Origin of the sequence: Pseudomonas sp. MWU347 (assembly GCF_017947305.1) — a bacterium.
Taxonomy (GTDB): domain Bacteria; phylum Pseudomonadota; class Gammaproteobacteria; order Pseudomonadales; family Pseudomonadaceae; genus Aquipseudomonas; species Aquipseudomonas putida_A.
In genome coordinates this window covers 290476-315117 of the sequence record NZ_JAFGZB010000003.1, presented here as the reverse complement: position 1 = coordinate 315117, position 24642 = coordinate 290476, and the positions used below count along the sequence as shown (strand labels likewise).

General features: G+C 59.4%; 19 protein-coding genes. 7 read left to right on the top strand and 12 right to left on the bottom strand.

Annotation, left to right across the window (positions count from 1 at the left end):
* Positions 1 to 47: 47 nt before the first annotated feature.
* Genes KCG87_RS07835 through KCG87_RS07825 form a run of 3 tightly spaced genes read right to left on the bottom strand, consistent with a single transcriptional unit; the run spans position 48 to position 2698 of the window.
* The gene (locus KCG87_RS07835) at positions 48 to 392 is read right to left on the bottom strand and encodes a cupin domain-containing protein (protein ID WP_123586418.1); all 345 of its coding nucleotides are present in this window, start codon (positions 390 to 392) and stop codon (positions 48 to 50) included.
* Between the two features lie 31 nt (positions 393 to 423).
* Complete coding sequence (locus tag KCG87_RS07830; RefSeq protein ID WP_210557198.1) at positions 424 to 1830, bottom strand: FAD-dependent oxidoreductase; 1407 nt, start codon at positions 1828 to 1830, stop codon at positions 424 to 426.
* A 52-nt stretch (positions 1831 to 1882) separates the two neighbouring features.
* Positions 1883 to 2698: a helix-turn-helix domain-containing protein gene (locus KCG87_RS07825; protein ID WP_027612776.1), complete on the bottom strand. Its 816-nt coding sequence runs from the start codon at positions 2696 to 2698 to the stop codon at positions 1883 to 1885.
* Positions 2699 to 2961: 263 nt separating this feature from the next.
* Here KCG87_RS07825 and KCG87_RS07820 point away from each other — a divergent pair, with 263 nt between their 5' ends.
* Entirely contained in the window at positions 2962 to 3234 is a 273-nt protein-coding gene (locus KCG87_RS07820) for a DUF1652 domain-containing protein (RefSeq protein ID WP_025109621.1), read from the top strand.
* A gap of 59 nt (positions 3235 to 3293) precedes the next feature.
* Here KCG87_RS07820 and KCG87_RS07815 read toward each other — a convergent pair whose 3' ends face one another.
* Positions 3294 to 5768 (bottom strand): UvrD-helicase domain-containing protein, encoded by a 2475-nt coding sequence (locus KCG87_RS07815; protein WP_098964088.1) that lies wholly within the window; start codon positions 5766 to 5768, stop codon positions 3294 to 3296.
* A gap of 278 nt (positions 5769 to 6046) precedes the next feature.
* On the opposite strand from KCG87_RS07815, the gene KCG87_RS07810 reads away from it, so the two are divergent.
* Positions 6047 to 6742: a pirin family protein gene (locus KCG87_RS07810; RefSeq protein WP_027612774.1), complete on the top strand. Its 696-nt coding sequence runs from the start codon at positions 6047 to 6049 to the stop codon at positions 6740 to 6742.
* A gap of 183 nt (positions 6743 to 6925) precedes the next feature.
* Here KCG87_RS07810 and pgm read toward each other — a convergent pair whose 3' ends face one another.
* From pgm to KCG87_RS07790, 4 genes are all read right to left on the bottom strand, one after another.
* Positions 6926 to 8572: a phosphoglucomutase (alpha-D-glucose-1,6-bisphosphate-dependent) gene (pgm, locus tag KCG87_RS07805; RefSeq protein ID WP_210557200.1), complete on the bottom strand. Its 1647-nt coding sequence runs from the start codon at positions 8570 to 8572 to the stop codon at positions 6926 to 6928.
* A 96-nt stretch (positions 8573 to 8668) separates the two neighbouring features.
* Positions 8669 to 10069, bottom strand: a complete 1401-nt coding sequence (locus KCG87_RS07800) for a PLP-dependent aminotransferase family protein (protein ID WP_210557202.1) — start codon at positions 10067 to 10069, stop codon at positions 8669 to 8671.
* Positions 10070 to 10117: 48 nt separating this feature from the next.
* Complete coding sequence (locus KCG87_RS07795; RefSeq protein WP_210557204.1) at positions 10118 to 11587, bottom strand: hypothetical protein; 1470 nt, start codon at positions 11585 to 11587, stop codon at positions 10118 to 10120.
* A 548-nt stretch (positions 11588 to 12135) separates the two neighbouring features.
* Complete coding sequence (locus KCG87_RS07790) at positions 12136 to 13158, bottom strand: zinc-dependent alcohol dehydrogenase family protein (protein WP_027612770.1); 1023 nt, start codon at positions 13156 to 13158, stop codon at positions 12136 to 12138.
* 269 nt (positions 13159 to 13427) lie between these two features.
* Here KCG87_RS07790 and KCG87_RS07785 point away from each other — a divergent pair, with 269 nt between their 5' ends.
* Positions 13428 to 14357, top strand: coding sequence for a LysR family transcriptional regulator (locus tag KCG87_RS07785; protein ID WP_246881675.1), 930 nt, complete (start codon positions 13428 to 13430; stop codon positions 14355 to 14357).
* 16 nt (positions 14358 to 14373) lie between these two features.
* On the opposite strand, the gene KCG87_RS07780 is transcribed toward KCG87_RS07785, so the two are convergent.
* From KCG87_RS07780 to KCG87_RS07770, 3 genes are all read right to left on the bottom strand, one after another.
* Entirely contained in the window at positions 14374 to 15552 is a 1179-nt protein-coding gene (locus KCG87_RS07780) for a sugar transporter (protein WP_139053923.1), read from the bottom strand.
* Positions 15553 to 15743: 191 nt separating this feature from the next.
* On the bottom strand, positions 15744 to 16028 hold the full coding sequence (locus KCG87_RS07775; RefSeq protein WP_210557207.1) for a hypothetical protein: 285 nt from the start codon (positions 16026 to 16028) through the stop codon (positions 15744 to 15746).
* A gap of 30 nt (positions 16029 to 16058) precedes the next feature.
* Positions 16059 to 16337, bottom strand: coding sequence for a hypothetical protein (locus KCG87_RS07770; RefSeq protein WP_210557209.1), 279 nt, complete (start codon positions 16335 to 16337; stop codon positions 16059 to 16061).
* A gap of 231 nt (positions 16338 to 16568) precedes the next feature.
* On the opposite strand from KCG87_RS07770, the gene argP reads away from it, so the two are divergent.
* From argP to KCG87_RS07750, 4 genes are all read left to right on the top strand, one after another.
* Positions 16569 to 17495 (top strand): HTH-type transcriptional regulator ArgP, encoded by a 927-nt coding sequence (gene argP, locus KCG87_RS07765; protein WP_210557211.1) that lies wholly within the window; start codon positions 16569 to 16571, stop codon positions 17493 to 17495.
* A 229-nt stretch (positions 17496 to 17724) separates the two neighbouring features.
* Positions 17725 to 18978, top strand: coding sequence for a multidrug efflux RND transporter periplasmic adaptor subunit MexE (gene mexE, locus KCG87_RS07760; RefSeq protein WP_210557212.1), 1254 nt, complete (start codon positions 17725 to 17727; stop codon positions 18976 to 18978).
* A gap of 15 nt (positions 18979 to 18993) precedes the next feature.
* Entirely contained in the window at positions 18994 to 22182 is a 3189-nt protein-coding gene (locus KCG87_RS07755; protein WP_098964106.1) for an efflux RND transporter permease subunit, read from the top strand.
* The gene (locus tag KCG87_RS07750; RefSeq protein ID WP_027612754.1) at positions 22182 to 23603 is read left to right on the top strand and encodes a TolC family protein; all 1422 of its coding nucleotides are present in this window, start codon (positions 22182 to 22184) and stop codon (positions 23601 to 23603) included. The genes KCG87_RS07755 and KCG87_RS07750 overlap by 1 nt, the downstream gene beginning before the upstream one ends.
* 58 nt (positions 23604 to 23661) lie before the next feature.
* On the opposite strand, the gene KCG87_RS07745 is transcribed toward KCG87_RS07750, so the two are convergent.
* A complete protein-coding gene (locus KCG87_RS07745; RefSeq protein ID WP_210557213.1) occupies positions 23662 to 24642 on the bottom strand; it encodes an HlyD family secretion protein in 981 nt (326 codons plus the stop codon).

Below are 24642 nucleotides of genomic sequence, written 5' to 3'. Positions count from 1 at the left end.
TCCTGTAGTGGCTATTTTTGTTGGCAGGCAATCAAAGGATCAAACAATCAGAAAATAAGAACGTAGGTCTTGCGCACGGTCTCCTGGATATCCCAGATGCCGAGCGTGTTGGCCGGCAACATCAGTGCGTCGCCACCTTGTATGTGCAGGGTTTCGCCGCCGTCGTCCGGGGTGAACGTGCAACGGCCGGAGATGAAGTGGCAGAACTCCTGCGCGGTGATCTGCCGGCGCCAGCGTCCCGGGGTGCATTCCCAGACGCCGGTTTCAACGCCGTCGTCGCGCTCGACACTGGTGGTCGAGGCAATGGCGACCGGCTCGCCGAGTGGCACGGCCACCGGGTTGGATTCATCCAGTTGCAGGCTGGCGGTGTTCTTGAACTGCGTAATGCTCATGGTGAGACCTGTCTTGTGAAGAAAACGGCGGTTAGTGCATGAAACCTTCCATGAACCCAGCGACCTGACTGGCCAGCTTGCGCCGCCACGGTGCGCTGGCCGGGTTGGCCAGGGTCTGGTCTTCGTGGACGAAACTTTTGATGATCGCGTTGTAACCGAGCCAGCGGCACGGCTCCGGCTCCCAGGCGCGTAGCGCATGAATTCCGCCGTCCGGCAGCACCCACGGCTGATGCACCAGTTCGGTATCGCGCTCAAGAATCAGATCGGCCAGGGTGCGGCCGCCGAGATTGCTGGCACCCACACCCTCCCCGCCATAACCGCCGGACAGCGCAATGCCATTGGCGCGATCGCAGAGCATGTGCGGCTTGAAGTGCCGGGACATGCCGAGGTTGCCGCCCCAGGCGTGGGTGATCTGCACGTTTTTCAACTGCGGGAACAGCTCGCCGAACAGATAGCGGCGCAGCTCGACTTCATCACGGGTCAGATCGAAGTTGTGGCGCAGTTTGCCGGCGAACTGGTAACCGCCGCGGGCGCCGAAGATCAGGCGATTGTCGGCACTGCGCTGGCCATAAGTGACCTGACGGCTGAACTCACTGAAGGCCTGGCCACGGTTGAGGCCGATTTCATCCCAGGTCGCTGCCGACAACGGCTCGGTGGCAACAATCAGACTCTGCACCGGCAACTGATAGCGACCCAGCGGTGGGAGCGTGACCGAATAGCCTTCGACCGCCGGCACAATCCAGCGACTGCGCACACTGGCCCTGGCCGTGCGCAAACTGCCGGACTGCCAATGCGTCACGGGGCTATTTTCGTAGATCTTCACGCCCATGTTCTGCACGGTGCGCGCCAGACCGCGCACCAGTTTCGCCGGGTGAATGGTCGCCACGTGCGGCGCATAAATGCCGCCGTAGGGTTTCGCCACACGAATCTGTTGCGCCAGTTGCTCGGGGTTCAGCCAGCGGTAATCGTTGTCGGTCAGGCCTTGGGCGTGCAGTTTGTCGAGGTATTCGCGCAGGCTGGCTTCCTGCTCCGGGTAACGGGCGGCGCAGTACAGCACCCCGCCTTTACGGTAATCGCAGTGGATGCCCTCACGTTCGAGGACAACTTCCACTTCATCCGGAATGCTGTGCAGCAGATCAAACGATGCGCGACGTTGTTCTGGAGAGAGACCGGCGAGCAGTCGATCCTCGCCCAGCAGGTTACCCATCAGCCAGCCGCCATTGCGCCCGGACGCGCCGAAACCGGCGGTTTGCGCCTCGACGATGGCGATATCGAGACCGGGGGCGAGTTTTTTCAGGTAGTACGCGGTCCACAACCCGGTATAACCGGCGCCGATGATCGCCACGTCGACATCCAGATCCTGCTCCAGCGCCGGCCGCGCAATCAGCGGCTCGTCGAGTTGATCCATCCACAAACTGATAGTGCGCCACGCCGGCATGCAAGACTCCGCCACTGAAAACCTTCGATGGCGTCGATCCTAGTGTGTGACTTCAATCACTGTCTTGCGCGCGTGCCCGCAAAGAAATTTGTTTGGCGTAGGCCTTCGGCGACTGGCCGGTGTGCTGGCGAAAACAACTGTAAAACGCTGACAGCGAGTTGAAACCCGCGGCAAACGCCAGTTCGTCGATACGCAGCGGTGGCGTGGCCTGATCCAGCGTCTTGAGCAAGTGCTGCAAGCGTGCCTGATTGACGTAGCGGTAAAAGCTTTGGCCGAGCACCTGATTGAGCAGGTAGGAAATCTGGTTGCGGCTGTAGCCGCACTCCTTCGCCACCCGTTGCAGATCCAGTTCCGGATCGAGATACGGTTGCTGGCGTTCGAAATATTGCTGCAGATCCTCGGCCATGAAACTGATCTGGCGCGGCGACAGCCCCAAGCGACTGACCGCCGGGCGCTGACTGGGTGCGACAGCGCCGTTGGTTTGCGTGCGGACCAGCGAGGCGTATTCGTTGACCCGCCAGATCAGGCCGTCCTTGACCGTGATCGCTTCGCTGGATCGGAACGACACCAGCCCGTCGCCACCGCGCAAAGTCACTTCGTATTGAATGAACGCGGTGTTGCCATCCACGCGAATCCGGTCGCAATGCTCGAGCGCTTCGTCGGATTCTCGCGGCATGCTCACGCGCACGTACTCACGCAATTCGTCGAGGCCGAGGACCCGGTTCTGAAAGAAATCGTTGTATTGGACGTCCGGGTGATACAGCGCCATGACGCTGTCCAGATCGCGGTGCTTCCAGCTCAGGTGGTAGCGCATGACCGTGGCGGCCGTGGCCGGGGTCTGTTCGGGGCCGTCATCGTCGGCGTGCATAAAGGGCTCGGCGCAAAAGAACCGAGCTTGCCCAAGTTCGACAAAACGATCAACGAGCAAACCGTAGTGGCCATTTGGCGATGACTGATCCCGACGTGACTTACATCAAAAAACGCGCAGCAATCGCAAAATGAACTGAAAAATCTCACGGAAAATTCACACGCGGGTGCTACTTTTAACGTCACTGACCGGTTGAGCCAATGAAGGCTCTTCCCACCTAACATGAGCAAAAGGAAGCGCTCGATGAAGAAGGCGGGCAACACATGAATAAAGGCTCCAGTAAAGTCACGTTTCCCAATGCGTGCCAACTGATGCGTTGGCACTTTCATCCCATGGGTTTTGAGGCAACGATGGATGCGCCGGGCAGCATGATTGCCCGTCTGTTTGATCGTGCCAGCGGTGAAACCATGATCGCCATCGCCGGTATTCCTTGTGCGACGGTGATGAACGCGGCCGATGTCGAGCGCATCATTGAGGCTGTGGAAGACGAACTGGAGGCTTTCATTCCTCCGGAATCTCTCAAGAGTTACGCATAAACTATTGTTTTATATAAAAAAGCCCGCCAATTCAGGCGGGCTTTTTTTGTGCTTGCGTGCTACGCGTTTTGCGGCTGTTTTCGGTGATCGACGAAGTATGCCTTGCCTTGGGCAACCCGATCGGACGCCCTTGGCATGTTCACCGCCTGGGTATCCTGCGGCTCGACGTACCAGTAGCAATGGCTGACCGCCCGGGTGATACCAACGTAGGCCAGCCGCAGAATCTCGTCCTTCTGCGCCGTGTCATAAGGCTCACTGTCGCCAGCCTTGCCCAAGCCGGCCATGCGATACACCTGATTCTTGTAGGGCGAACTGGTCAGGTGCTGGCAGTCACCGAGCAGGAACACCGCATCAGCCTGCAGCCCCTTGGCGCTGTGGTAAGTCAGCTGTTTCAGCCGTCGCGCTTCGTACGGCAAGCTCGAATCAACATTAACTACAGGCTGAATATGCTGCTCTATCAATAACTTATCGCTGCTTTTTCGATAGAGCATCAAGATCGAATCGCCACGATTGTAATGTTCAGCCAGGCGCTGTCCCAAGGCCTGATCATCGCGCTCCAGCACATTGACTGGCTGCAATGCCTTGGGAGCACCGCTGGCCTTGGCCTTCTTGCCGGGGATTGCCGGCGCGGCGCGGACGATGTGTTCGGCAGCATCGATGATGTGCTGATGGCTGCGATAGTTGTCACTGAGCATCACCCGCGTGGTGCTCGGTGACGGGAATTCCTTGTTGAACTCCATGAAGTAACTCGGCGAACTGCCGCGCCAGCCGTAGATCGACTGCCAATCGTCGCCGACACACAGCAACGAAGAACGCTGCGCACCCCGCCCGACATGCATGGCCGGGCCGCGACTGCGGATTTCCGCCAGGCTGGCGCGGATCCACGAGACGATTTGCGGCGATACGTCCTGAAACTCGTCGATCATCAGGTGCGACATCGGTCGCAGCAGCTCATCGCTGAGCAACTTGAGGTTCTCCGGCGAATGTTCGCTGAACAGCGCGAACATTCGGTTGTAGGTCATCACCGGCGGCTTCTGATCGAGCAAATGATCTTCCAGGGCACGCCAGAACAGGCTCAGCGCCTCAAAGAAGAATCGGTCCGGGTCGTCTTTGGCAAAACTCATGCGGCCGACGGCATCCGGCACGTCCAGCCCAAGGTTTTCGATAAAGCCGGCCGCCGCAACAAAACAGTCCAGTAACGGCGCCGAAACCAGTTCACCTTTGACCTTGTAATCGAACCCCGGACCGGCGCTCGCATCGCCAGCCAACGTCGACAGAACCCGCTTTGACATTTCATAGCTATCCAGCCAAATCAATGGCTTACGACAGAAAGCTTGAAACAGGGTGCGCTTCACAGCCCATTCAGCACGCACGCTAAGTTTGGCGTTTGGACGGCAGATTTGCGGGTTTTCCCGGGGATCGAAGCCGAGCACCACCCAGGTATCGAGGCTAGGAATGTACCCGTGGCAGTGAAAGGTCGAACCGTTGATCTCGAACGTCTGCCGGCTGGGCTCAATGCCCTTGATCGGCCAGGCACCGGCGCGAAACCACAGGTCTTCGATGGCATCGCACAGTTCTTCGTCGCGTTTGGCTGCCAGTTCGGTCACCGCCATGCGCTTCTGCACGTCCGGGTGATCGCGCTCAAGCTCCTTGAGCTGCAAGGCAGCCTTGGCCAGTGGTTGAATCAACTGGCGGAAACGTTGGTCCTGATTGAATAACCGGTGGTAGCACGCGTTGAGCTGCTGGCGCTGGGCATCGTTGATCCGCAGATCGAACGGGTTGCTGTCGACCTCCTCGTCAGCGCCTTGTGGCCGATTGCTGAGATTTTCAAAAGCCTGCAAGCGTTCGAACCCCGGCAGGCTGCGTACCATCGGCAAAATGCGTGAGTGAAAGGTGCGCACCAGTTCCCGCGCCTGTTGCAGGCTCAATGGCTGGCCCCAGAGCGCGAACATCTCGATCAGCTTATTGATGAAATCCTTGCGCGACTCACGGGTGAAGGTCACCACGGTCATTGAATCCAGCTCAAAGCCCAGATAATGCGTGAGCAACAGGATGCGCAGCACCAACGTGGTCGACTTGCCTGCCCCGGCCCCGGCGATCACCGAGGTCGAAGGAGTGTCACTGAAAATCATCTTCCATTGAGCGAGGCTTGGCTGGGCATGCGCGGGCAGCAGGCGCGCCACATCGGCTTTCATGCGTTTCTTCAGCTCGGCGCTGAGCGGCAGACGCCAGTCGTCGAACAGATGATTATCGACGCTCGGCGGACGATGCTCGGTGCTGCGACTGTCACGAATCAGCAAAACCTGGCGGCCTTCCTCCAGCCCTTCAAGTTTTCCCTCTTTGAAGCCGTACTCCACGCCAGCGGTGTGTCCGCTGCGAAAACCGTCCGCCTGACCGTGCAGCCAAGAGGCTCGGTGCTGGGCGCGCAAACGCGTCAGGCCGTGGCCGAAAAAACGCGCGGCCAGACGCTTGAACCATGGCATCTCGGCCAGTGGGCGAAGTTCGGGAGGAAGATCGGGAGTGTGTTGCGCCACGCTGAGGGGCTCCAGTGTGTGAGGCTGTTGGGGGCTATGGTGGCCGTATTCGCCCGTGAGTTCTAGCGAAATGCTTACAGCTCATTGGTTTAGGCGATGAACTGAAAGTTGGATGAGATCGTTTCGAGCCAGTTTCTCATCAACGGATTCGATGAGAATGCCGCACTTTTTACGCTTTTTCTCGATGGTTGCCTGATGGATGATGCCCGTCATAACCGACGGTCTCGCTTCATGGCTTTGGCGTTACGCCCCATGACGAACCTTTTGAGGAGACGATCATGCTTGAACTCAGACCTTTCAATACGCTGGGCGGCGCTCACCACGGCTGGTTGGATGCCCATCACCACTTTTCGTTCGCCGAATACTACGATCCGCAACGCATGAACTGGGGCAATCTGCGGGTGTGGAACGATGACGTGATCGCCGCCGGCACCGGATTCCCGCTGCACCCGCACCGCGACATGGAAATCATCACTTACGTGCGTGAAGGTGCGATTACCCACCAGGACAACCTTGGCAACAAGGGCCGTACTGAAGCAGGCGACGTGCAGGTCATGAGCGCCGGCACCGGCATCGCACACAGCGAGTACAACCTGGAAGACAAAGAGACCCGAATCTTTCAGATCTGGATTCTGCCGACGGAAACTGGCGCGCCGCCATCGTGGGGTGCCAAACCGTTCCCCAAAGGCCAGCGCGAAGGCTTCGTGACCCTCGCCAGCGGCAAGGACGGCGACGATCAGAGCCTGCGCATTCGCGGTGATGCGCGGTTGGTCGCGGCCAACCTCAAGGCCGGCGAAACAGCTGAATATCAGTTGGATGCCGGACGTCGAGCGTATCTGGTACCCGCCACCGGTCTGATTGAAGTCAATGGCTTGCGCGCACAAGCTCGAGACGGTGTCGCCGTCGAGCATGAGTCAATACTGACGGTGACGGCACTCGAAGACAGCGAAATCGTGTTGGTGGATCTGGCTTGATCGCCTGATATGCAGGTAAAAAAAGGGGCGACCGTCATGGTCGCCCCTTTTTTGCAGCTTTTGTGGCGAGGGGATTCATCCCCGATAGGCCGCAAAGCGGCCTTCTTTTCAATGGAGCGGACTGCTACGCAGTCCATCGGGGATAAATCCCCTCACCACAGGAAGAACTCACCTCCCTGAAGATCACTTGGTGCTGATTGCGCCATCCACCAGCGTTTGCGCTTCAGCCACCAGTTGCTTGAGGTGGTCATCGCCAATGAAGCTTTCGGCGTAGATCTTGTAGATGTCTTCGGTGCCCGAAGGACGTGCGGCGAACCAGCCGTTTTCGGTCATCACCTTCAGACCACCAATGGCCTGATCGTTGCCCGGCGCATGGCTGAGAATGCTCTGAATCTTCTCGCCTGCCAGTTCGGTCGACGTTACTTGCTCCGGCGACAGTTTGCTCAACAGCGCTTTCTGCTCAGGGTTGGCCTTGGCGTCTACGCGCACCGAGAACGGCTCGCCCAGTTCATCGGTCAGTGCGCGATAAGCCTGGCTTGGATCACGCCCGGTACGAGCAGTCATTTCCGCCGCCAGCAGGGCTGGAATCAGACCGTCCTTGTCGGTGCTCCAGACGCCGCCATCCTTTCGCAGGAACGAAGCGCCAGCGCTTTCTTCGCCACCAAAACCCAGCGAGCCATCGAACAGGCCATCGGCGAACCATTTGAAGCCGACCGGCACTTCGTACAGACGACGTTCCAGACGTTTGGCCACACGATCGATCAGGCCACTGCTGACCACGGTTTTACCCACGGCGGCATCGGCGCGCCATTGCGGACGGTTCTGGAACAGGTAGTCGATGGACACCGCCAGATAGTTGTTCGGTGCCAGCAGACCACCCGACGGGGTGACGATGCCATGGCGATCGTGATCCGGGTCGCAGGCGAAGGCCACGTCGTAACGCTCCTTGAGACCAATCAAACCTTGCATGGCATGGCTGGACGACGGGTCCATACGGATCTGTCCATCCCAGTCGACCGTCATGAAGCGGAAAGTCGGATCGACCTGCTTGTTCACCACATCCAGATCAAGACGGTAATGCTCGGCAATCGCCGACCAGTAGCGCACCCCTGCTCCGCCCAACGGATCTACACCCAGACGCAGCTTGGCGTCACGGATGGCATCGAAGTCGATCACATTGATCAGGTCAGCGACGTAGGTGTTGAGGTAGTCGTGACGGTGGGTGGTGCTGGCCTTGAGCGCCTGCTCGTAGCTGATGCGTTTGACGCCTGCCAGCTTGTTGGCCAGCAGCTCGTTGGCCTTGGCTTCGATCCACTTGGTGATGTGGGTGTCGGCCGGGCCGCCGTTGGTAGGGTTGTATTTGTAGCCCCCGCTTTGTGGCGGATTGTGCGACGGCGTAATCACGATGCCATCGGCCAGGCCCGAAGTGCGGCCACGGTTGTAGCAGAGGATTGCATGCGAAACCGCCGGTGTCGGCGTGTATTCGTCACCTTCGGCGATCATCACGGTCACGCCGTTGGCCGCCAGCACTTCCAGCGCACTGGCCCCGGCCGGGGTCGACAGCGCATGGGTGTCGATACCGACGAACAACGGGCCGTTGATGCCCTGGGCTTCGCGATACAGGCAGATCGCCTGGCTGATTGCCAGAACGTGCCATTCATTGAAACTCAGGTCGAAGGAGCTGCCGCGGTGCCCGGAAGTACCGAACGCAACACGCTGGGTGGCAATCGAAGCGTCCGGTTGGCCGGTGTAATAAGCCGTTACCAGTCGCGGGATGTCGACCAACAATTCTGCTGGTGCCGGTTTGCCCGCAAAAGGACTGATAGTCATGCAAAACCTCTGAAATAGAGTGGTTCAGGAAATACAGCGCAGTTTACTGACAGTTCGACCGCAGCGCGACGGGATCTATCCGACAGATTTCAACGTTCATTCCAGCGGCGCCAAGCGCAACGCCTCTCCCAACCTCTCGAGCGCTCCGCCCAAGCCGCTCTCTCCGTGATCCAGCAGGTTCAGGCGCAGATGCCGACGGTGCAATCCCTGCAAGCTGAACAGTTCGCCCGGCGCAATCAACACCTGTTGCCTGAGCAGGCGCTGAAACACATCGCGCATGTCCACCGGCCGCCGTGCCCGTACCCAGACCGTCGCCCCACCTTGTGGCTCGACAACCTGCAGCGCTTCGCCCAGACGCTCGCGCAACAAGTCGATCATCGGCGTACGGCGTTCCTTTAGGCGCCGGCGAAGTACGTACAGATGCTGGTCGACCCGACCGTTTCCATACAGCCGGGCAATGGCCTTCTGGCGAACGGGCGACAACCGGAACGAGCGCATCAGAAAATGCCGCTGCATTTCGTGCTTCCATTGGCGCGACAACACGTACCCGTAAGGCGCTTCGATACCGATGAATTTCTCGAACGTGGAGAAGACCAGCAGTCGGTCAGGGTCCAGTTGATCACGCAGACGCTCGACGCCCGTTGCCTCGCCCAGTTCACCGTAGCAGTCGTTTTCCAGCACCCAGGTGCCGTGCTCGCCAAGCAGGCCGGCGATCGCGTTGCGGTTATCCGCTGGAACCTGTGTACCGCGCGGCATGCACAGGCCCGAGGACAGCAGAATCAGCCGCACGTCTTCGGTCTTGAGCAGTGTTTCCAGCCGCTGCGGCTCCAGCCCGCCACAGGCCTGCAACGGCAGTTCGATTACACGCACCTCAGCCGCCTGCAGCAACCGCAGTATCACCCAGTCACAGGGCGACTCGACCAGAATGGTTGTGTGCCTGAGCTGCAGAACGGCCACCAGGATCTCCAGCACCCCGCGCATATCCGCGCCGATGTAAACATCCTCGGCGTGCCAGCACTGCTTTGGCGAGGTGGTATAGCGGGCCGCCAGGACGGCGCGTAATTCCAGTTCACCACAAGGCTGGTCGAGCAACGGCGGCTGGCGGGGATACTGGCGCAGCAGCTCACGCTCCAACAACAGCAATGGACTGTCCAGTGACTGCAGCGAAACCGGATCATCAGCATTCAACAAACGCATACCCGGGTGCCGCGCGTTGACATAGAGCGTTTCGAGCAGATCATTGCTCATGGCAGGTGGCGTCCCCCCCGAAACCGCCGTGGCGTAATACCCGGACTTGGCCACCGAATAGATCCGCCCTTCCTTTTCGAGCAACGAGTAAGCGTATTGAATGGTCGAGATCGACACGTTCAAGCGATCTGCCAACTGACGCAGCGATGGCAGCCTTGAATTGCCATCGCAAGCCGACTCGGCCATCAAGCGCATCAGGTATCGATAGACTGCCTGGTAGGCGAAACCGGATTCCCGTGCAGCCTTCATGAGGCGGACACCATAACCGTTGGTGCGCCCAAGGATCGCTCGCTCACTTCATCGTTCCACTGACCGGTCACCCACGCCGGAGCCATCGAGGCCTGCCGCGTCGAGTGCGGTCTCCAGTGTTTGCCGGGCCGCACCGTGCGCTGGCAAGGGTTCCATGGCGTAGAGGTGGCCGATGAGCCGAACCGGTAAACCGCTGACGTCCATCATCCACTGCATTACCTGCTCCGGGCCGTGCAGCCCCTGCATGGCCCGATGCAAATCAGGCAGCGCCACCAACATGCCGGGATGACAGCTGCGCAGAAACCGCTCGAGCCCGGCTCCACGCTCGATGAACGGCGTGAACAGCAGGCAGACCCATTGTGCTTCGTTCAGACCGTAAGTCTGGTGCAGCCAGCTCGCCGCTGCTTCGCGCAGTTCTTCCGTGGTCTGCCGTTGCCCCAATCTTGCGATCATCTGCTCGCAGACCGGTTCCGGCACCCGCTGCAGCTGCATGTTCGCCAGCATGCGCTGGACATGTTCCGAGAACCCCGCTTCATAGCTGCGATCGCTGAGGAACTCGGCTTCCAGGCCGCGTAAATGGGCCTCGATCAAAGGGTCGGCGTATTCGCCCTCACCCTGGTGAAACACCCATTCCTCTGCCTCGAACCCCAGAAACTCGCTCAGTAGCGGCCAGCGTTCTTCAAGATTGCCGACCGCCATGTCATGAATGTCGACAAATGTCGTGCGACGACATGACTCGAAGCCACCCTCGGGACGCCAGCATTGCCGCTCCGATTCGGAGTAAAAACCGCGATACAAATCCCCTCCCAGTCCGTCCAGCAAAGCGAACAGCTCATCGAACGTCCCGGAATTCGGCGTCAGCGCCCCGATACCGGCCTTCTGCACGGCCCGGTCCAGGTCTTCGACAAACTGCTTCTGACGACGCGGCGATTCGCTGGCCAGCCAGGCATCCACGCCGTTACTCCAGCGAGCAATCTGGCCGTAAAATTCGGCCCAGGCCAGGCAGGCGTCGTCCCGCCACTCAAGCTTCTCGCCCCTGGCACGTCGATGCCCCATCATCAGCAGATTGGTGCGATGGGCGTCCGCGTTGTCCATTCCGAGTGGCGCCAGATGGTTGAACGGCATCACTTGTCGATGTTCCACCATGAGCAACTCGACACGGGGGTCGTCATACAGAAACAAGGCAGCGAAGCTGCGGTGCATGTTGTTCAGCGCCGCCGTCCCCGATTCGCTGCGGCGCAAGGTGGCCACACGTAACTGGAACGTGGCGGGGGCGCGGCCGGCAATACTCAACTGGGCGGCGCGCAGCAGCGCCAGCATGTAGCAACTGTCACGGGTACCGGATGGCGTCACCATGACCTTGTATTCACCCATGCGCTCCATTCCGCCGGCGGCGACCACCAGACGCTGGATCAGCAACTGCAGCGCTGTGCGCTCGGCTCTGGAAAAGAAACTCAGCAGGCGTTGCAATACTTGCTGGTAGACATAGTTCATTGCCTGATCATGGATCGTGCTCATCAGTACTTTACCCGGCATAAAAAATTCATATCGCGCATCAGCGATGACGCTGGCGCAATAAATTCATCAATAAGTAATAGACGATCAAATACTAACACTTATGATTTTGAAGTTATTTGAAACACTTGACGCAATGAAGTCAGCAACCCCACCGCCTCATACAACGTAAACCCCCGTCAGCATTGAGTTTTTTCTGATCAGAAAATATCTGAGGAAACTTCTTACAGCGTCCCACGAACATTGAGTACAACAAAAGCAGAACAACAATAGGAAATGCCCTACAGTCATTAAACAAAAACCGCTATATCCCCCATGAGGGGAAACGTTAAACGCGAAATGAAAAACAGAATGCACAGACATGGCTCATTCCTTGAGATGAAAGTAATCATTCAATTATCAGGGCTTATATGGCGAATAGAAGATACAGATGGCAGACAAAAACCGGTTCAGATGCACAACCGGCCACGCACCATGCTTGGTCTGTCTGATTATTTGCGAGAGGTAAAAACGCAAGAGTCCGTGGGGCCACGGACTCTGTTCGGAGGGCGTTACGCGGGTTCGACCTGAAGGGCGACCCGTTCGCGGCATGGGCATTCGTCCATGTAGCGATGTGCTTCGACGAACTCGTTGAACGGGAAGACCCGGGTCTTGAGTGGCAGCAGCACACGGTCGGCCGTCAGCTGATTGATATCACGCAGGGCACGCTGCAAGGCGACTTGATCCTGAACAATGCCCAACTCGGGTTTACCAGTGAAATTACCGATGCAGTGCACAAAGAACTGGATGTTTTTCTGGAACGCCGCACAGGCCGGAAATGGTGTCTGGTTGCCACCCTGCAGACCATACAGGACCAGGCTGCCACGCGGTGCGAGGACATCGCCGAGCAACGACATCTGCGGGCCGCCAAGACCGTCGAACACCACATCGACACCACGGTTGTCGGTGATCTTGTTGATTCGCATCAACAAGTCTTCTTCCTCGGTGACGATGACTTTCTCGGCACCCAGCGACAGCAGGTACTCACGCTCATCAGCGGTTTTCGTCGCGGCAATCACCCGCACACCCATGGCCTTGCCCAACTGGACAAAGGACGGACCGGCGCAATGGCTGGCATCAGTGACCAAGGCAAACTGCCCTGGTTTGACCCGCGCCAGATCGGCGTAGGCGAAGTAGGCGATCAACAACGGCGTGTAATGCACGCTGGCCTCAACCGGGCTGAGCACATCCGGATAACGGGTCAGCGCGGTACGTGGCAGCACGATCTGCTCGCCATACACCGGGTAATCGTTCGGGCTTTCGGCCGGGAAACTGGCCACCTTGTCGCCGACCGACAGATCGTCCACACCGTCACCGACGGCGGTGACCACACCGGCCATTTCATGGCCGAGACCGGACGGCAGGCGTGCCTGGGACGAGGCCAGGTTCTGACGCCAGAGAATGTCGTACCAGCTGATGCCGATCGCCTCGACACGCACCTGCACTTCGCCAGGACCTGGCTGAGCGGCCGCATGCTCTTCGCATTTGAGCACCTCGGCCGGACCAAACTTGTGAAAACGGATCGTGCGGGACATCGCAAACCTCGTCAAAGTAACCTCTAATGCCCTGAACTCTATCTGGGCTTTTGACCCAAGACTATCAGTGGCTATTAATAGTCGACATGCCTGTCATTGATTCCGCAGTATGAACGGCATTGGCAAAATTGATGAAAAAATGCCGCCACCGGCCCGGTAAAGCTGAATTTAGCGGTGCAGAGTACCAGCCTTTCCCCGTAATATTCATGCCGGCCATTGTTCTCATATGGTCGCTCTCGTCAAGCTTGATGACTCTGCCAGGACTCCAGATGAATCGTAATGACCTGCGTCGTGTCGACCTGAACCTGTTGATCGTATTCGAAACACTGATGCACGAACGCAGCGTGACCCGCGCCGCCGAGAAGCTGTTTCTAGGCCAGCCGGCGATCAGTGCGGCGCTCTCGCGCCTGCGCAGCCTGTTCGATGACCCGTTGTTCGTGCGCACCGGACGCAGCATGGAACCGTCCGCCCGCGCGGTGGAAATCTTCGCCCTGCTCTCCCCGGCGCTCGACTCGATTTCAACGGCTGTCAGCCGCGCGGCGGAATTCGACCCGGCCACCAGTACTTCGGTATTTCGCATCGGCCTGTCCGACGACGTCGAATTCGCCCTGCTGCCGATGCTGCTCAAACGCCTGCGCGCCGAAGCACCGGGCATCGTCCTCGTCGTGCGCCGAGTCAACTACATATTGATGCCGGGCCTGCTGGCCTCCGGCGAAATCTCCATCGGCGTCAGCTACACCACCGACCTGCCGGCCAACGCCAAGCGCAAGGTGCTGCGTCGCAGCCAGCCGAAACTGCTGCGCGCCGACATCGTGCCCGGCCCGCTTAGTCTGGATGACTACTGCGCGCGTCCGCATGCACTGGTGTCGTTCGCCGGTGACCTCAGTGGCTTTATTGATGAAGAGCTGGAGAAACTCGGGCGCAAGCGCCACGTGGTGCTGGCCGTGCCGCAGTTCAATGGCTTGAGTACGTTGCTTGCCGGTACTGACATCGTCGCGACGGTGCCGGATTACACGGCGGATGCGCTGACGGCTGCCGGCGGCGTGCGGGCGGAGGATCCACCGTTGCCGACGCGCACGTTCGAACTGCATATGGCGTGGCGTGGGTCGCAGGATAACGATCCGGGGGAGCGTTGGTTGCGGTCGCGGATTCAGATGTTCTTTGGCGATCCGGACAGTCTCGAGCTGCCTGCGCATTAACCAGGCAGCCAGCGACTCAAGCCCCAGCCCGGCTGTTGCGATAAATCGACAGGCAGTAAAACGACAGCGCTGCCGCCGCCAGCATCCCCCCCACCACCCCGATGTAAGCAAAACCAAACTGGCTGCCCACCCAACTCCCCACCAGTGCCCCGCCGCCGATACCGATGTTGTAGATGCCTGAAAACAGCGCCATCGCCACATCGGTAGCGTCCGGCGCCAGTACCAGGACTTTCGACTGTAACGCCAGCCCGAAGCCCATGATCGCCATACCCCAGAACACACTCAGCACGCCGAGGTAGGAGACGTTGCCGCTCAACGGCAACAGCAAAGCCAGGCACAAGGCGAGCACCGATACGCAGATGATCAGAAAGCGCTGGGGGTTATAGCTGTGCAGGTAGCTGAACAGCAGCGAGCCGAAGATACCGGCACCGCCGAATAGCAACAGCAGCAGCGTCACCACGTCGCCGCTCATGTTGGCCACGGTCAGTACGAACGGTTCGATGTAGCTGTAAGCGGTGAACTGTGCCGTCACCACCAGAGCCGTCAGAACATAGACGGCCACCAGCGCAGGTCGCTTCAGCAATATCGGCAGGCTCTTGAGCGAGCCTGAGTTCTGGCTGGGCAGCAGCGGCAGTACCTTCGCCAGGCAGAACACCAACGCCGCGGCAAAGCCTGCAATCACCATGAACGTGGTGCGCCAGCCCATGGCCTCGCCCAGCAAGCGGCCGAGGGGAATCCCCAGCACCATCGCCAGCGAAGTACCGGTTGCCAGCAAGCCCAAGGCCTGAACCTGTTTGCCCGGTGGTGCCAGGCGCACGGCCAGAGACGCGGTGATCGACCAGAACAACGCATGCGACAACGCCACACCGATCCGGCTCACCAGCAGTACACCGAAGCTGGTCGCCAGACTCGACAGAATGTGACTGGCGATAAACATCCCGAACAGCACAATCAGCAATTTCCGCCGCTCGACGTTGCGCGTCAGCAGCATGATCGGCAGCGACGTCAAAGACACCACCCACGCATAGATGGTCAACATGAGGCCGACCTGCGCAGTCGACATGTCGAAGCTGCTGCCGATCGAACTCAACAGACCGACCGGGACGAACTCGGTGGTGTTGAACACGAACGCAGCCAGTGCCAAGGCAATGACTGCGTACCAGTTGCCGTTGTTTGTCGCCGTAGAATCACTCATTTAAACGTCGTATTACTCTTTGATGATCGCGCGTAATTGTACGCAAGCGATCTGTGCCCATCTGTCGGTGTCTTGATACCGATTGCCGAATGTGTCGACGTTCAGGGGACGCACCATCATAGGGTCAAGCCACACTGATCGGGTCCAATGCGGTAGAGCATACGAGGTCTTGATCAATCAATCTGCCTTGTTCACTGTCCCGAGTAACCTTTAACGCGCATGCAGTCATTGGTCAGGTCGATCTGTTTCTCCGCTATGACAATCCCGTCACCCACGGCGCTGCCCATGCCGTGGGTTTTATCGTTCGCTGCCGGGGTTGAATGGTAGCTGGCGGTCGCGGCCTTGGCCTGATACTGGCATTCAGCTTTATCGTGCTGGATAACAGCAGCACTGGCGCCGGGCCTGGACCAGTCCTGCACAGATGTCACACAGGCGCTCAACAGCGTCGCAAACAACGCAATCATCAATAATTTCATAGTGTGTACCGCCGATTCATTAAGGGCTGCTTACTTGCAGACGAATGTCACATTGGTTACTTCATTCGCAGGATCGAGCGGCAGGCGCGATTGCACGTCAAACACGTCGATCTGCTTGCCGAGCGATGCACATTTTTTCTCGGCGCCATCAAGGGACATCCGACGGGCCTCGGAGTGCGTGTGTCGGGACTGCAGTGTCTTTGCCGAGACCTGGTACTCGTAGGGACCGAGTTTCAGGTCATGGGACTGCCAGACATAGTTGCCGACCAATGCAATTGCGCTCACAGCGATGATCATATTGAGTTTCATGGCCAGTATCGGACGCTGGATATTTGATTGCTCATCACGCCCACCCTTCTCTATGAATCAAGCCTCATTGCTGTCATGCGAAAGTTCGGATGACACCCGGTGCAGTGTGTTGTGCAGGTTGAAGCCGCTCACTGTCACCGCAGAGCAATGATTGAGCAGCCATATGTTTAAGTGAAGAAAAACGCAGTATCTTTCAGCAAAGATTAGAAATACTTATCCAGAGCGACAGCCATGCAACTCGACGCAAAACAGATGCAGGCGTTCCTCGCCGTGGTCGACAGCGGCAGTTTCGAGAAGGCTGCGGAACGGCTAAACGTGACGCCGTCGGCGGTGTCGCAACGCATACACGCCCTTGAAGTGCGTCTGGGCAGCTCGGTTGTGGTGCGCGGGCGCCCGTGCGAGCCGACGCTGGCGGGTAGAAAACTGATGCTCTATCTGCGCCGTGCAACCGTGCTTGAAGAGGAACTGCTCAACGAGCTGAGCGGCGATGAACAGGATCACCTGCGCGTGGTGATTGCGGTCAATGGCGACACGCTGGCGACCTGGTTCTTTCCGGCACTGGCCGAGATCTTCGTCAGCGAGAATATTTTGCTCGACGTTGTGGTCGACGATCAGGATCACACCTATGCCTTGCTGGAAAGTGGTCAGGTTATTGGCTGCATCGGCACGCGTTCACAGCCTATGCGGGGATGTTTTGCCGAGTTGCTGGGGTCGATGCGCTATCAGTTGGTCGCATCGCCCGCGTTTCAGCAGCGCTGGTTTGCCAAGGGCCTGACTCGCGCGACTGCACGTAAGGCGCCGGTATTCGCCTATTCGCGCAAGGACACCTTGCAGTCGGATTTCATGCAGTCGCGTTTCGGTCTTACCGCAGACGCTTATCCCACGCACTACCTGTCACTTCCGGAGGCACGCCTCAAAGCCATACGCCGTGAACTGGGTTATGGAATGGTGCCGCACATGCAGGTCAGCGATTTGCTGAAAAGTCGGGAACTGGTGGATGTCGCGCCGGGGCATTTCACTGATGTCGAGCTTTACTGGCATGCGTGGGCGCTGCAATCACCGCGCATGGAAATGCTCTCCGAGCGCGCGGTACATGCTGCGCGACGCCTGTTGAGCAGCAAAAGACCGGTGAAGCGCTCGACCATGCCGAGGAAGTAAGAGGTTTCGCTGCTGATCCTGTCTCGTCGTCAATATCGATCATTGCATTGGCAGCAACACAGAATTGCGTTGAAAAGATTGATAGCCCCCTAACGAAAGGTGCATGCTAGAGGGCTCGAATCGGTCTTATATCATTCCGAATGATAGTTACCTTTGCTTCATTCGATTCGTGCCATCACAGCCTGCCGAGCATCATCCGCCCATCTTCAATACATTGGCGGATGATTCCATGGAACAGTCACTCAAACATTTGCGCTTCCCCTTGGCCATGCTGGCCGTGCTGGTGATGAGCGCTTGCGGCAAGACTCCGGAGACTGCCGCCACCCTGCCCGCTGCCAAAGTCAGCGTGGCCAAGGTGCTGGAACAACCGGTCAACGAGTGGGACGAATTCACCGGGCGCCTCGAAGCGCCGGAAACTGTTGAGATTCGTCCTCGGGTCTCTGGCCAGATCGACGAGGTGGCGTTCACCGAAGGTGCGCTGGTCAAGAAAGGCGACCTGCTGTTCCAGATCGATCCGCGTCCTTTCCAGGCTGAAGTGCGCCGCCTCGAAGCCCTGGTAGCCCAGGCCCGCGCCAATGCCACTCGCAGTGAAAACGAAGCCGGGCGTGGCGAACGTCTGCGTGCGAGCAACGCGATCTCCGCTGAACTGGCCGATTCGCGTACCAGCGCTGCCCAGGAAGCCCGCGCCGCCGTCGGCGCCCTGCAGGCGCAACTGGATCTGGCCAAGCTGAACCTGAGCTTCACCCGCGTCACCGCACCGATCAGTGGCCGCGTCAGCCGTGCCGAGATCACCGCCGGTAACCTGGTGACTGCCGACACCACCCCGCTGACTAGCGTGGTTTCCACCGACAAGGTCTACGCCTACTTCGACGCCGACGAGCGTGTGTTCCTCAAATACACCCAACTCGCCCGCAACGGCCAACGTGGCGCCACTACCCCGGTGTACATGGGCCTGTCCAACGAGGACGGCAATCCGCACCTCGGTCAGATGAACTTCGTCGACAACCAGGTCAACCCGAAAACCGGCACCATCCGTGGTCGTGCGGTGTTCGACAACAGCGACGGCACCTACACCCCTGGCCTGTATGCACGTCTGAAACTGGTCGGCAGCGGCACCTACAACGCCATGCTGATCAACGACGAAGCGGTCGGTACCGATCTGGGCAAGAAGTTCGTGCTGGTGATGGATGCGGACAACAAGACCGCTTACCGCGCCGTCGAACTGGGGCCGAAGATCGAAGGCCTGCGCATTGTGCGCAGCGGTCTGAACAAGGACGACACGATCATCGTCAAGGGTCTGCAGCGGGTACGTCCGGGTTCGCCGGTGACCCCTGAAGTGATCCCGATGGCCAGCGAGCAGACCATTGCCGCTCTGGCTCAACAACGTCAAGCGCTGGAAGCCAGCAACCTGCCCAAAGTCGCACCCGCCAAAGGTGCACAGGGTACGGCTGTGAAGCTGGCCGCTACGACCCCACGCGGTTAAGGGACGACAACTCCGATGAATTTTTCCCAATTCTTCATTTCACGGCCGATCTTCGCAGCGGTGCTCTCGCTGTTGATCCTGATCGCCGGTGCGATCTCGCTGTTCCAGCTGCCGATCAGCGAATACCCGGAAGTCGTGCCACCGACCGTGGTGGTGCGTGCCAACTTCCCGGGCGCCAACCCCAAAGTCATCGGTGAAACCGTGGCCGCTCCGCTGGAGCAAGCCATCACCGGCGTCGAGAACATGCTGTACATGTCCTCGCAGTCCACCGCCGACGGCAAGATCACCCTGACCATCACCTTCGCTCTGGGCACCGACCTGGACAACGCGCAGGTGCAGGTGCAGAACCGGGTGACCCGGACCGAGCCGAAACTTCCCGAAGAAGTGACGCGCATCGGTATCACCGTCGACAAAGCCTCGCCCGACCTGACCATGGTTGTGCACTTGACCTCGCCGGACAAACGCTACGACATGCTCTACCTGTCCAACTACGCGATCCTCAACATCAAGGATGAGCTGGCGCGCCTGGGTGGTGTCGGTGACGTGCAGCTGTTCGGTATGGGCGACTACTCGCTGCGGGTCTGGCTCGATCCGAACAAGACTGCTTCGCGCAACCTGACCGCCACCGACGTGGTGACCGCAATTCGTGAACAGAACCGTCAGGTCGCTGCCGGTCAACTCGGTGCGCCCCCTGCCCCGAATGCCCAGAGCTTCCAGCTGTCGGTCAACACTCAGGGCCGTCTGGTCACTGAAGAAGAGTTCGAGAACATCATCATTCGCGCAGGCGATAACGGTGAAATCACTCGTCTGAAGGACATCGCGCGCGTCGAGCTGGGTTCCAGCCAGTACGCCCTGCGTTCGCTGCTGAACAACCAGCCCGCTGTAGCGATCCCGATCTTCCAGCGTCCAGGCTCCAACGCCATCGATATCTCGAACGAAGTTCGCGGCAAGATGGAAGAGCTGAAGAAAGGCTTCCCGCAAGGCATGGACTACAGCATCGTCTATGACCCGACGATCTTCGTACGCGGCTCGATCGAGGCGGTGGTTCACACCCTCTTCGAAGCGCTGATCCTCGTGGTGCTGGTGGTGATCCTGTTCCTGCAGACCTGGCGCGCCTCGATCATTCCGTTGGTGGCGGTGCCGGTATCGTTGATCGGTACGTTTGCAGTCATGCACCTGTTCGGCTTCTCGCTCAACGCCCTGTCGCTGTTCGGCCTGGTACTGGCGATCGGGATCGTGGTCGACGACGCCATCGTGGTGGTGGAGAACGTCGAGCGAAATATCGAGCTCGGACTGACCCCGGTCGAAGCGACCAAGCGAGCGATGCGTGAAGTGACCGGCCCGATCATCGCAACCGCGCTGGTGCTGTGTGCGGTGTTTGTTCCGGCGGCGTTCATCTCCGGCCTCACCGGGCAGTTCTACAAGCAGTTTGCGTTGACCATTGCGATCTCGACCGTGATCTCCGCGTTCAACTCGCTGACCCTGTCGCCAGCGCTGGCCGCTGTGTTGCTGAAAAGTCATGACGCGCCGAAAGACCGCTTCTCCAAAGTGCTCGACAAGATCTTTGGTGGCTGGTTGTTCCGTCCGTTCAACCGCTTCTTTGAAAAGGCCAGTCACGGTTACGTCGGTACTGTGCGCCGGGTCATCCGTGGCAGCGGCATCGCCCTGCTGTTGTATGCAGGCCTGATGGTGCTGACGTTCTTCGGATTCTCCAGCACACCGACCGGTTTCGTACCTGGCCAGGACAAGCAATACCTGGTGGCCTTCGCGCAACTGCCGGACGCCGCGAGCCTGGATCGCACCGAAGACGTGATCAAGCGCATGTCCGACCTGGCGCTGAAACAGCCGGGCGTGGAAAGCGCCGTAGCGTTCCCGGGCCTGTCGATCAACGGCTTCACCAACAGCCCGAACGCCGGCATCGTGTTCGTGACCCTGAAACCGTTCGACGAGCGTAAAGACCCGAGCATGTCCGCCGGTGCCATCGCCGGGGCCTTGAACGGTCAGTACGCGAACATTCAGGAAGCGTACATGGCGATCTTCCCGCCTCCGCCGGTACAAGGTCTGGGCACCATTGGCGGTTTCCGTCTGCAAATCGAAGACCGGGGCAACCTGGGCTACGACGAGCTGTACAAAGAGACGATGAACATCATCACCAAGAGCCACAGCGTGCCTGAGCTTGCGGGGCTGTTCACCAGCTACACCGTGAACGTACCCCAGGTCGATGCCGCCATCGACCGCGAAAAGGCCAAGACCCACGGCGTGGCCGTCAGCGACATCTTCGACACCCTGCAGATTTACCTGGGTTCGCTGTATGCCAACGACTTCAACCGTTTCGGACGCACCTATCAGGTCAACGTTCAGGCTGAGCAACAGTTCCGCCTCGAATCCGACCAGATCGGTCAACTGAAAGTGCGCAACAACAAGGGCGAAATGATCCCGCTGGCGACCTTCATCAAGGTCAGCGACACCTCGGGTCCGGATCGCGTGATGCACTACAACGGCTTCATCACTGCGGAAATCAACGGTGCGGCAGCCCCCGGCTACAGCTCCGGCCAGGCCGAAAAAGCCATCGAGAAACTGCTCAAGGATGAATTGCCGAACGGCATGACCTACGAGTGGACCGACCTGACCTACCAGCAGATTCTGTCCGGTAACACCGCGCTGTTCGTGTTCCCGCTCTGCGTATTGTTGGCATTCCTGGTGCTCGCGGCGCAGTACGAAAGCTGGAGCCTGCCACTGGCGGTGATCCTGATCGTACCGATGACCCTGCTGTCGGCCATCACCGGGGTGATTGTCTCCGGCGGCGACAACAACATCTTCACCCAGATCGGCCTGATCGTACTGGTGGGCCTGGCGTGCAAGAACGCGATTCTGATCGTCGAGTTCGCCAAGGATAAACAGCTGGAAGGTCTCGATCCGCTGGCTGCGGTACTGGAAGCCTGCCGCCTGCGTCTGCGGCCGATCCTGATGACCTCCTTCGCGTTCATCATGGGTGTGGTGCCACTGGTGTTCTCCAGCGGTGCCGGTGCCGAGATGCGTCACGCGATGGGTGTGGCGGTGTTCTCCGGGATGCTCGGGGTAACCTTCTTCGGTCTGTTGCTGACGCCAGTGTTCTACGTGTTGATCCGTAATTTCGTCGAGCGTGGCGAAGCCCGCAAAGCGGCCAAGGCGCAAGCTCTTCAAAAGCCACTGGAGGCGCAATAATGAGTCTGAAAGTCTTCCTGCCGAGTCTGCTGGTGCTGGCATTGAGCGCCTGCGCCGTCGGCCCTGACTACAAGACCCCGGCGACGGAGGCGGCCAACATCACGACCGCCACCGACGGCGCTGCCGGTCAGAAGAACTTTGACCGTTCGAAGTTCGAAGGCATCTGGTGGCAGCAATTCGACGACCCGACCCTCAACCAGTTGGTGACGCAATCGCTGCAAGGCAACCGTGAACTGCGCGTGGCGTTCGCCCGCTGGAAAGCCGCCCGGGCGATCCGCGACGACGTCAGCAACGATGCGATGCCGACCATCACCAGCCGCGCGAGCAGTGATCTGGCCAAGGGGCAAATCCCCGGCCAGACCACCAAACGGGTCAACAGCGAACGCTACGACCTGGGGCTGGACATGGCCTGGGAACTCGACCTGTTCGGGCGTATCCAGCGCAATCTGGAAGCCAGCGACGCCGACCAGCAGGCGGCCGAAGCCGATCTGTACCAACTGCAAGTCACCATGATTGCCGAACTGGTGGACGCCTACGGTCAACTGCGCGGTGCGCAATTGCGCGAGAAGATCGCCGTGGCCAACCTGGAGAACCAGCAGGAGTCGCGCAAGATCACCATCAGCCTGCGTGACGCCGGCGTGGGCGATCAGCTCGACGTCGAACGTGCCGATGCGCGTCTGGCCTCGGTCGAAGCCAGCGTGCCGCAATTGCAGGCGGAACAGGTTCGGCAGAAAAACCGCATCGCCACTCTGTTGGGTGAACGTCCCGACAAACTGACCGTGGATCTGAGCCCGAAAGACTTGCCGGCGATTGCCAAGGCCCTGCCGATCGGCGATCCGGGTGAACTGCTGCAACGCCGGCCGGACATCCTCAGCGCCGAACGCAAACTGGCCTCGGCCACCGCGCGAATCGGTGTGGCGAAGGCTGATCTGTTTCCACGGGTCAGCCTCAGCGGGTTCCTCGGCTGGACGGCCGGGCGTGGTTCGCAGATCGGCTCCTCTGCGGCCAACGCCTGGGCACTCGGCCCGAGCATCACCTGGGCGGCGTTCGATCTGGGCAGCGTGCGCGCGCGTCTGCGCGGCGCCGATGCCGACGCCGAAGGCGCACTCGCCACCTACGAGCAACAGGTGTTGCTGGCGCTGGAAGAATCGGAAAACGCCTTCAGCGATTACGGCAAGCGTCAGCAACGGCTGATCTCGCTGATTCGTCAGAGTGAATCGAGCCGCAAGGCTGCCGATCTGGCGGAAATCCGCTACCGCGAAGGCACCACCGACTTCCTCGTGCTGCTCGATGCTCAGCGCGAACGCCTGAATGCCGAAGACAGCCAGGCACAGGCCGAAGTTGATCTGTATCGCGGCATCGTCGCGATCTACAAGGCCTTGGGTGGTGGCTGGCAGCCGGAAACCGTCGCCAGTAAGTAATAGTTGTTAAAGAGCTCCTTTGGTTGGCCGCAACCAACCAATTTTTTTGCCCCGCGTATCATTCGGTCGCGGGGCTTTTTTTGGCCTGATGGTTTTGCGCTTCCAGAACAGTGACAGTGGCTGTCGTACCGGCCCTTAATCGATTCTTGCCGGCATAGTCACCATCAATGCCGATGCGCACCGGCACCCGCTGCGCCAGCTTCACCCAGGTGTAACTCGGATTGATATTGGCCAGCAGTCGGCCACCCGTGGCGTTTTCCCGGTCGGCGATGGCAAAGGCGATGCTCTGGACCGAGCCACCAAAGGTTTCTCCGCTCATCAACTGCACGCGCACGCGGTCCCCCTCCTCGATTCGCGGCAATTTGGTCTCTTCAAAGTAACCGCTGACGTAGAACGAATCGCTGTCGACCAGTGCCAGCAGTGCACCACCCGCAACCGCGTAATCACCCTGTCGGGTCAGCAGATTAGTGACGTAACCGCTGACCGGCGATTCGACACGAGTACGCTGCAAGTCCAGTTCCGCCTGAGTCAGTGCAGCAATCGCCAATTGCACATTGGCCTCGGCCAGCCCGAGATTGGCCTGATTGCGCAACAGATCAGCCTGAGCCACCGCCACATCGGTATTGGACTTCTCCCATTCTTCCCCGGAAATTGCAAAACCCTGCTTGAGCGTACGCCGGCGCCGCTCTTCGCTCTGGCGTTGTTTGAGCAGCGCTTCACTGGCGACGATGGATGCCTGTGATTGACCCAGCGTCGCCTTCGCCACCTCGACCGAACGCCGCGCATGCTCGACTGCCAGGCTGTAGCGCGCCGGATCGATCTCCATGAGCAATTGCCCCTTGTCGACATGCTGGTTGTCCTGCACCACGAGGCTGACGATACGCCCGGAAACATCGGCTGATAGCGTCACCACATCCGCCCTCACCCGCGCATCCCGCGTCCAAGGCGCACGGGTGTAATGCTCCCAGGCAAACCAGCCAAGCACGATGGCCAGCAACACCACCGCTAATGTCGTTGTTCGAGCGAGTAACACTTTCAA

Coding starts and splice junctions, on each gene's coding strand:
- KCG87_RS07775 (WP_210557207.1), bottom strand. CDS start 16,028: ATGAAATTATTGATGATTGCGTTGTTTGCGACGCTGTTGAGCGCCTGT.
- KCG87_RS07835 (WP_123586418.1), bottom strand. CDS start 392: ATGAGCATTACGCAGTTCAAGAACACCGCCAGCCTGCAACTGGATGAA.
- KCG87_RS07795 (WP_210557204.1), bottom strand. CDS start 11,587: ATGAGCACGATCCATGATCAGGCAATGAACTATGTCTACCAGCAAGTA.
- KCG87_RS07820 (WP_025109621.1), top strand. CDS start 2,962: ATGAATAAAGGCTCCAGTAAAGTCACGTTTCCCAATGCGTGCCAACTG.
- KCG87_RS07750 (WP_027612754.1), top strand. CDS start 22,182: ATGAGTCTGAAAGTCTTCCTGCCGAGTCTGCTGGTGCTGGCATTGAGC.
- KCG87_RS07790 (WP_027612770.1), bottom strand. CDS start 13,158: ATGTCCCGCACGATCCGTTTTCACAAGTTTGGTCCGGCCGAGGTGCTC.
- pgm (WP_210557200.1), bottom strand. CDS start 8,572: ATGACTATCAGTCCTTTTGCGGGCAAACCGGCACCAGCAGAATTGTTG.
- KCG87_RS07800 (WP_210557202.1), bottom strand. CDS start 10,069: ATGAAGGCTGCACGGGAATCCGGTTTCGCCTACCAGGCAGTCTATCGA.
- KCG87_RS07780 (WP_139053923.1), bottom strand. CDS start 15,552: ATGAGTGATTCTACGGCGACAAACAACGGCAACTGGTACGCAGTCATT.
- mexE (WP_210557212.1), top strand. CDS start 17,725: ATGGAACAGTCACTCAAACATTTGCGCTTCCCCTTGGCCATGCTGGCC.
- KCG87_RS07810 (WP_027612774.1), top strand. CDS start 6,047: ATGCTTGAACTCAGACCTTTCAATACGCTGGGCGGCGCTCACCACGGC.
- KCG87_RS07785 (WP_246881675.1), top strand. CDS start 13,428: ATGAATCGTAATGACCTGCGTCGTGTCGACCTGAACCTGTTGATCGTA.
- KCG87_RS07825 (WP_027612776.1), bottom strand. CDS start 2,698: ATGCACGCCGACGATGACGGCCCCGAACAGACCCCGGCCACGGCCGCC.
- KCG87_RS07770 (WP_210557209.1), bottom strand. CDS start 16,337: ATGAAACTCAATATGATCATCGCTGTGAGCGCAATTGCATTGGTCGGC.
- KCG87_RS07830 (WP_210557198.1), bottom strand. CDS start 1,830: ATGCCGGCGTGGCGCACTATCAGTTTGTGGATGGATCAACTCGACGAG.
- argP (WP_210557211.1), top strand. CDS start 16,569: ATGCAACTCGACGCAAAACAGATGCAGGCGTTCCTCGCCGTGGTCGAC.
- KCG87_RS07755 (WP_098964106.1), top strand. CDS start 18,994: ATGAATTTTTCCCAATTCTTCATTTCACGGCCGATCTTCGCAGCGGTG.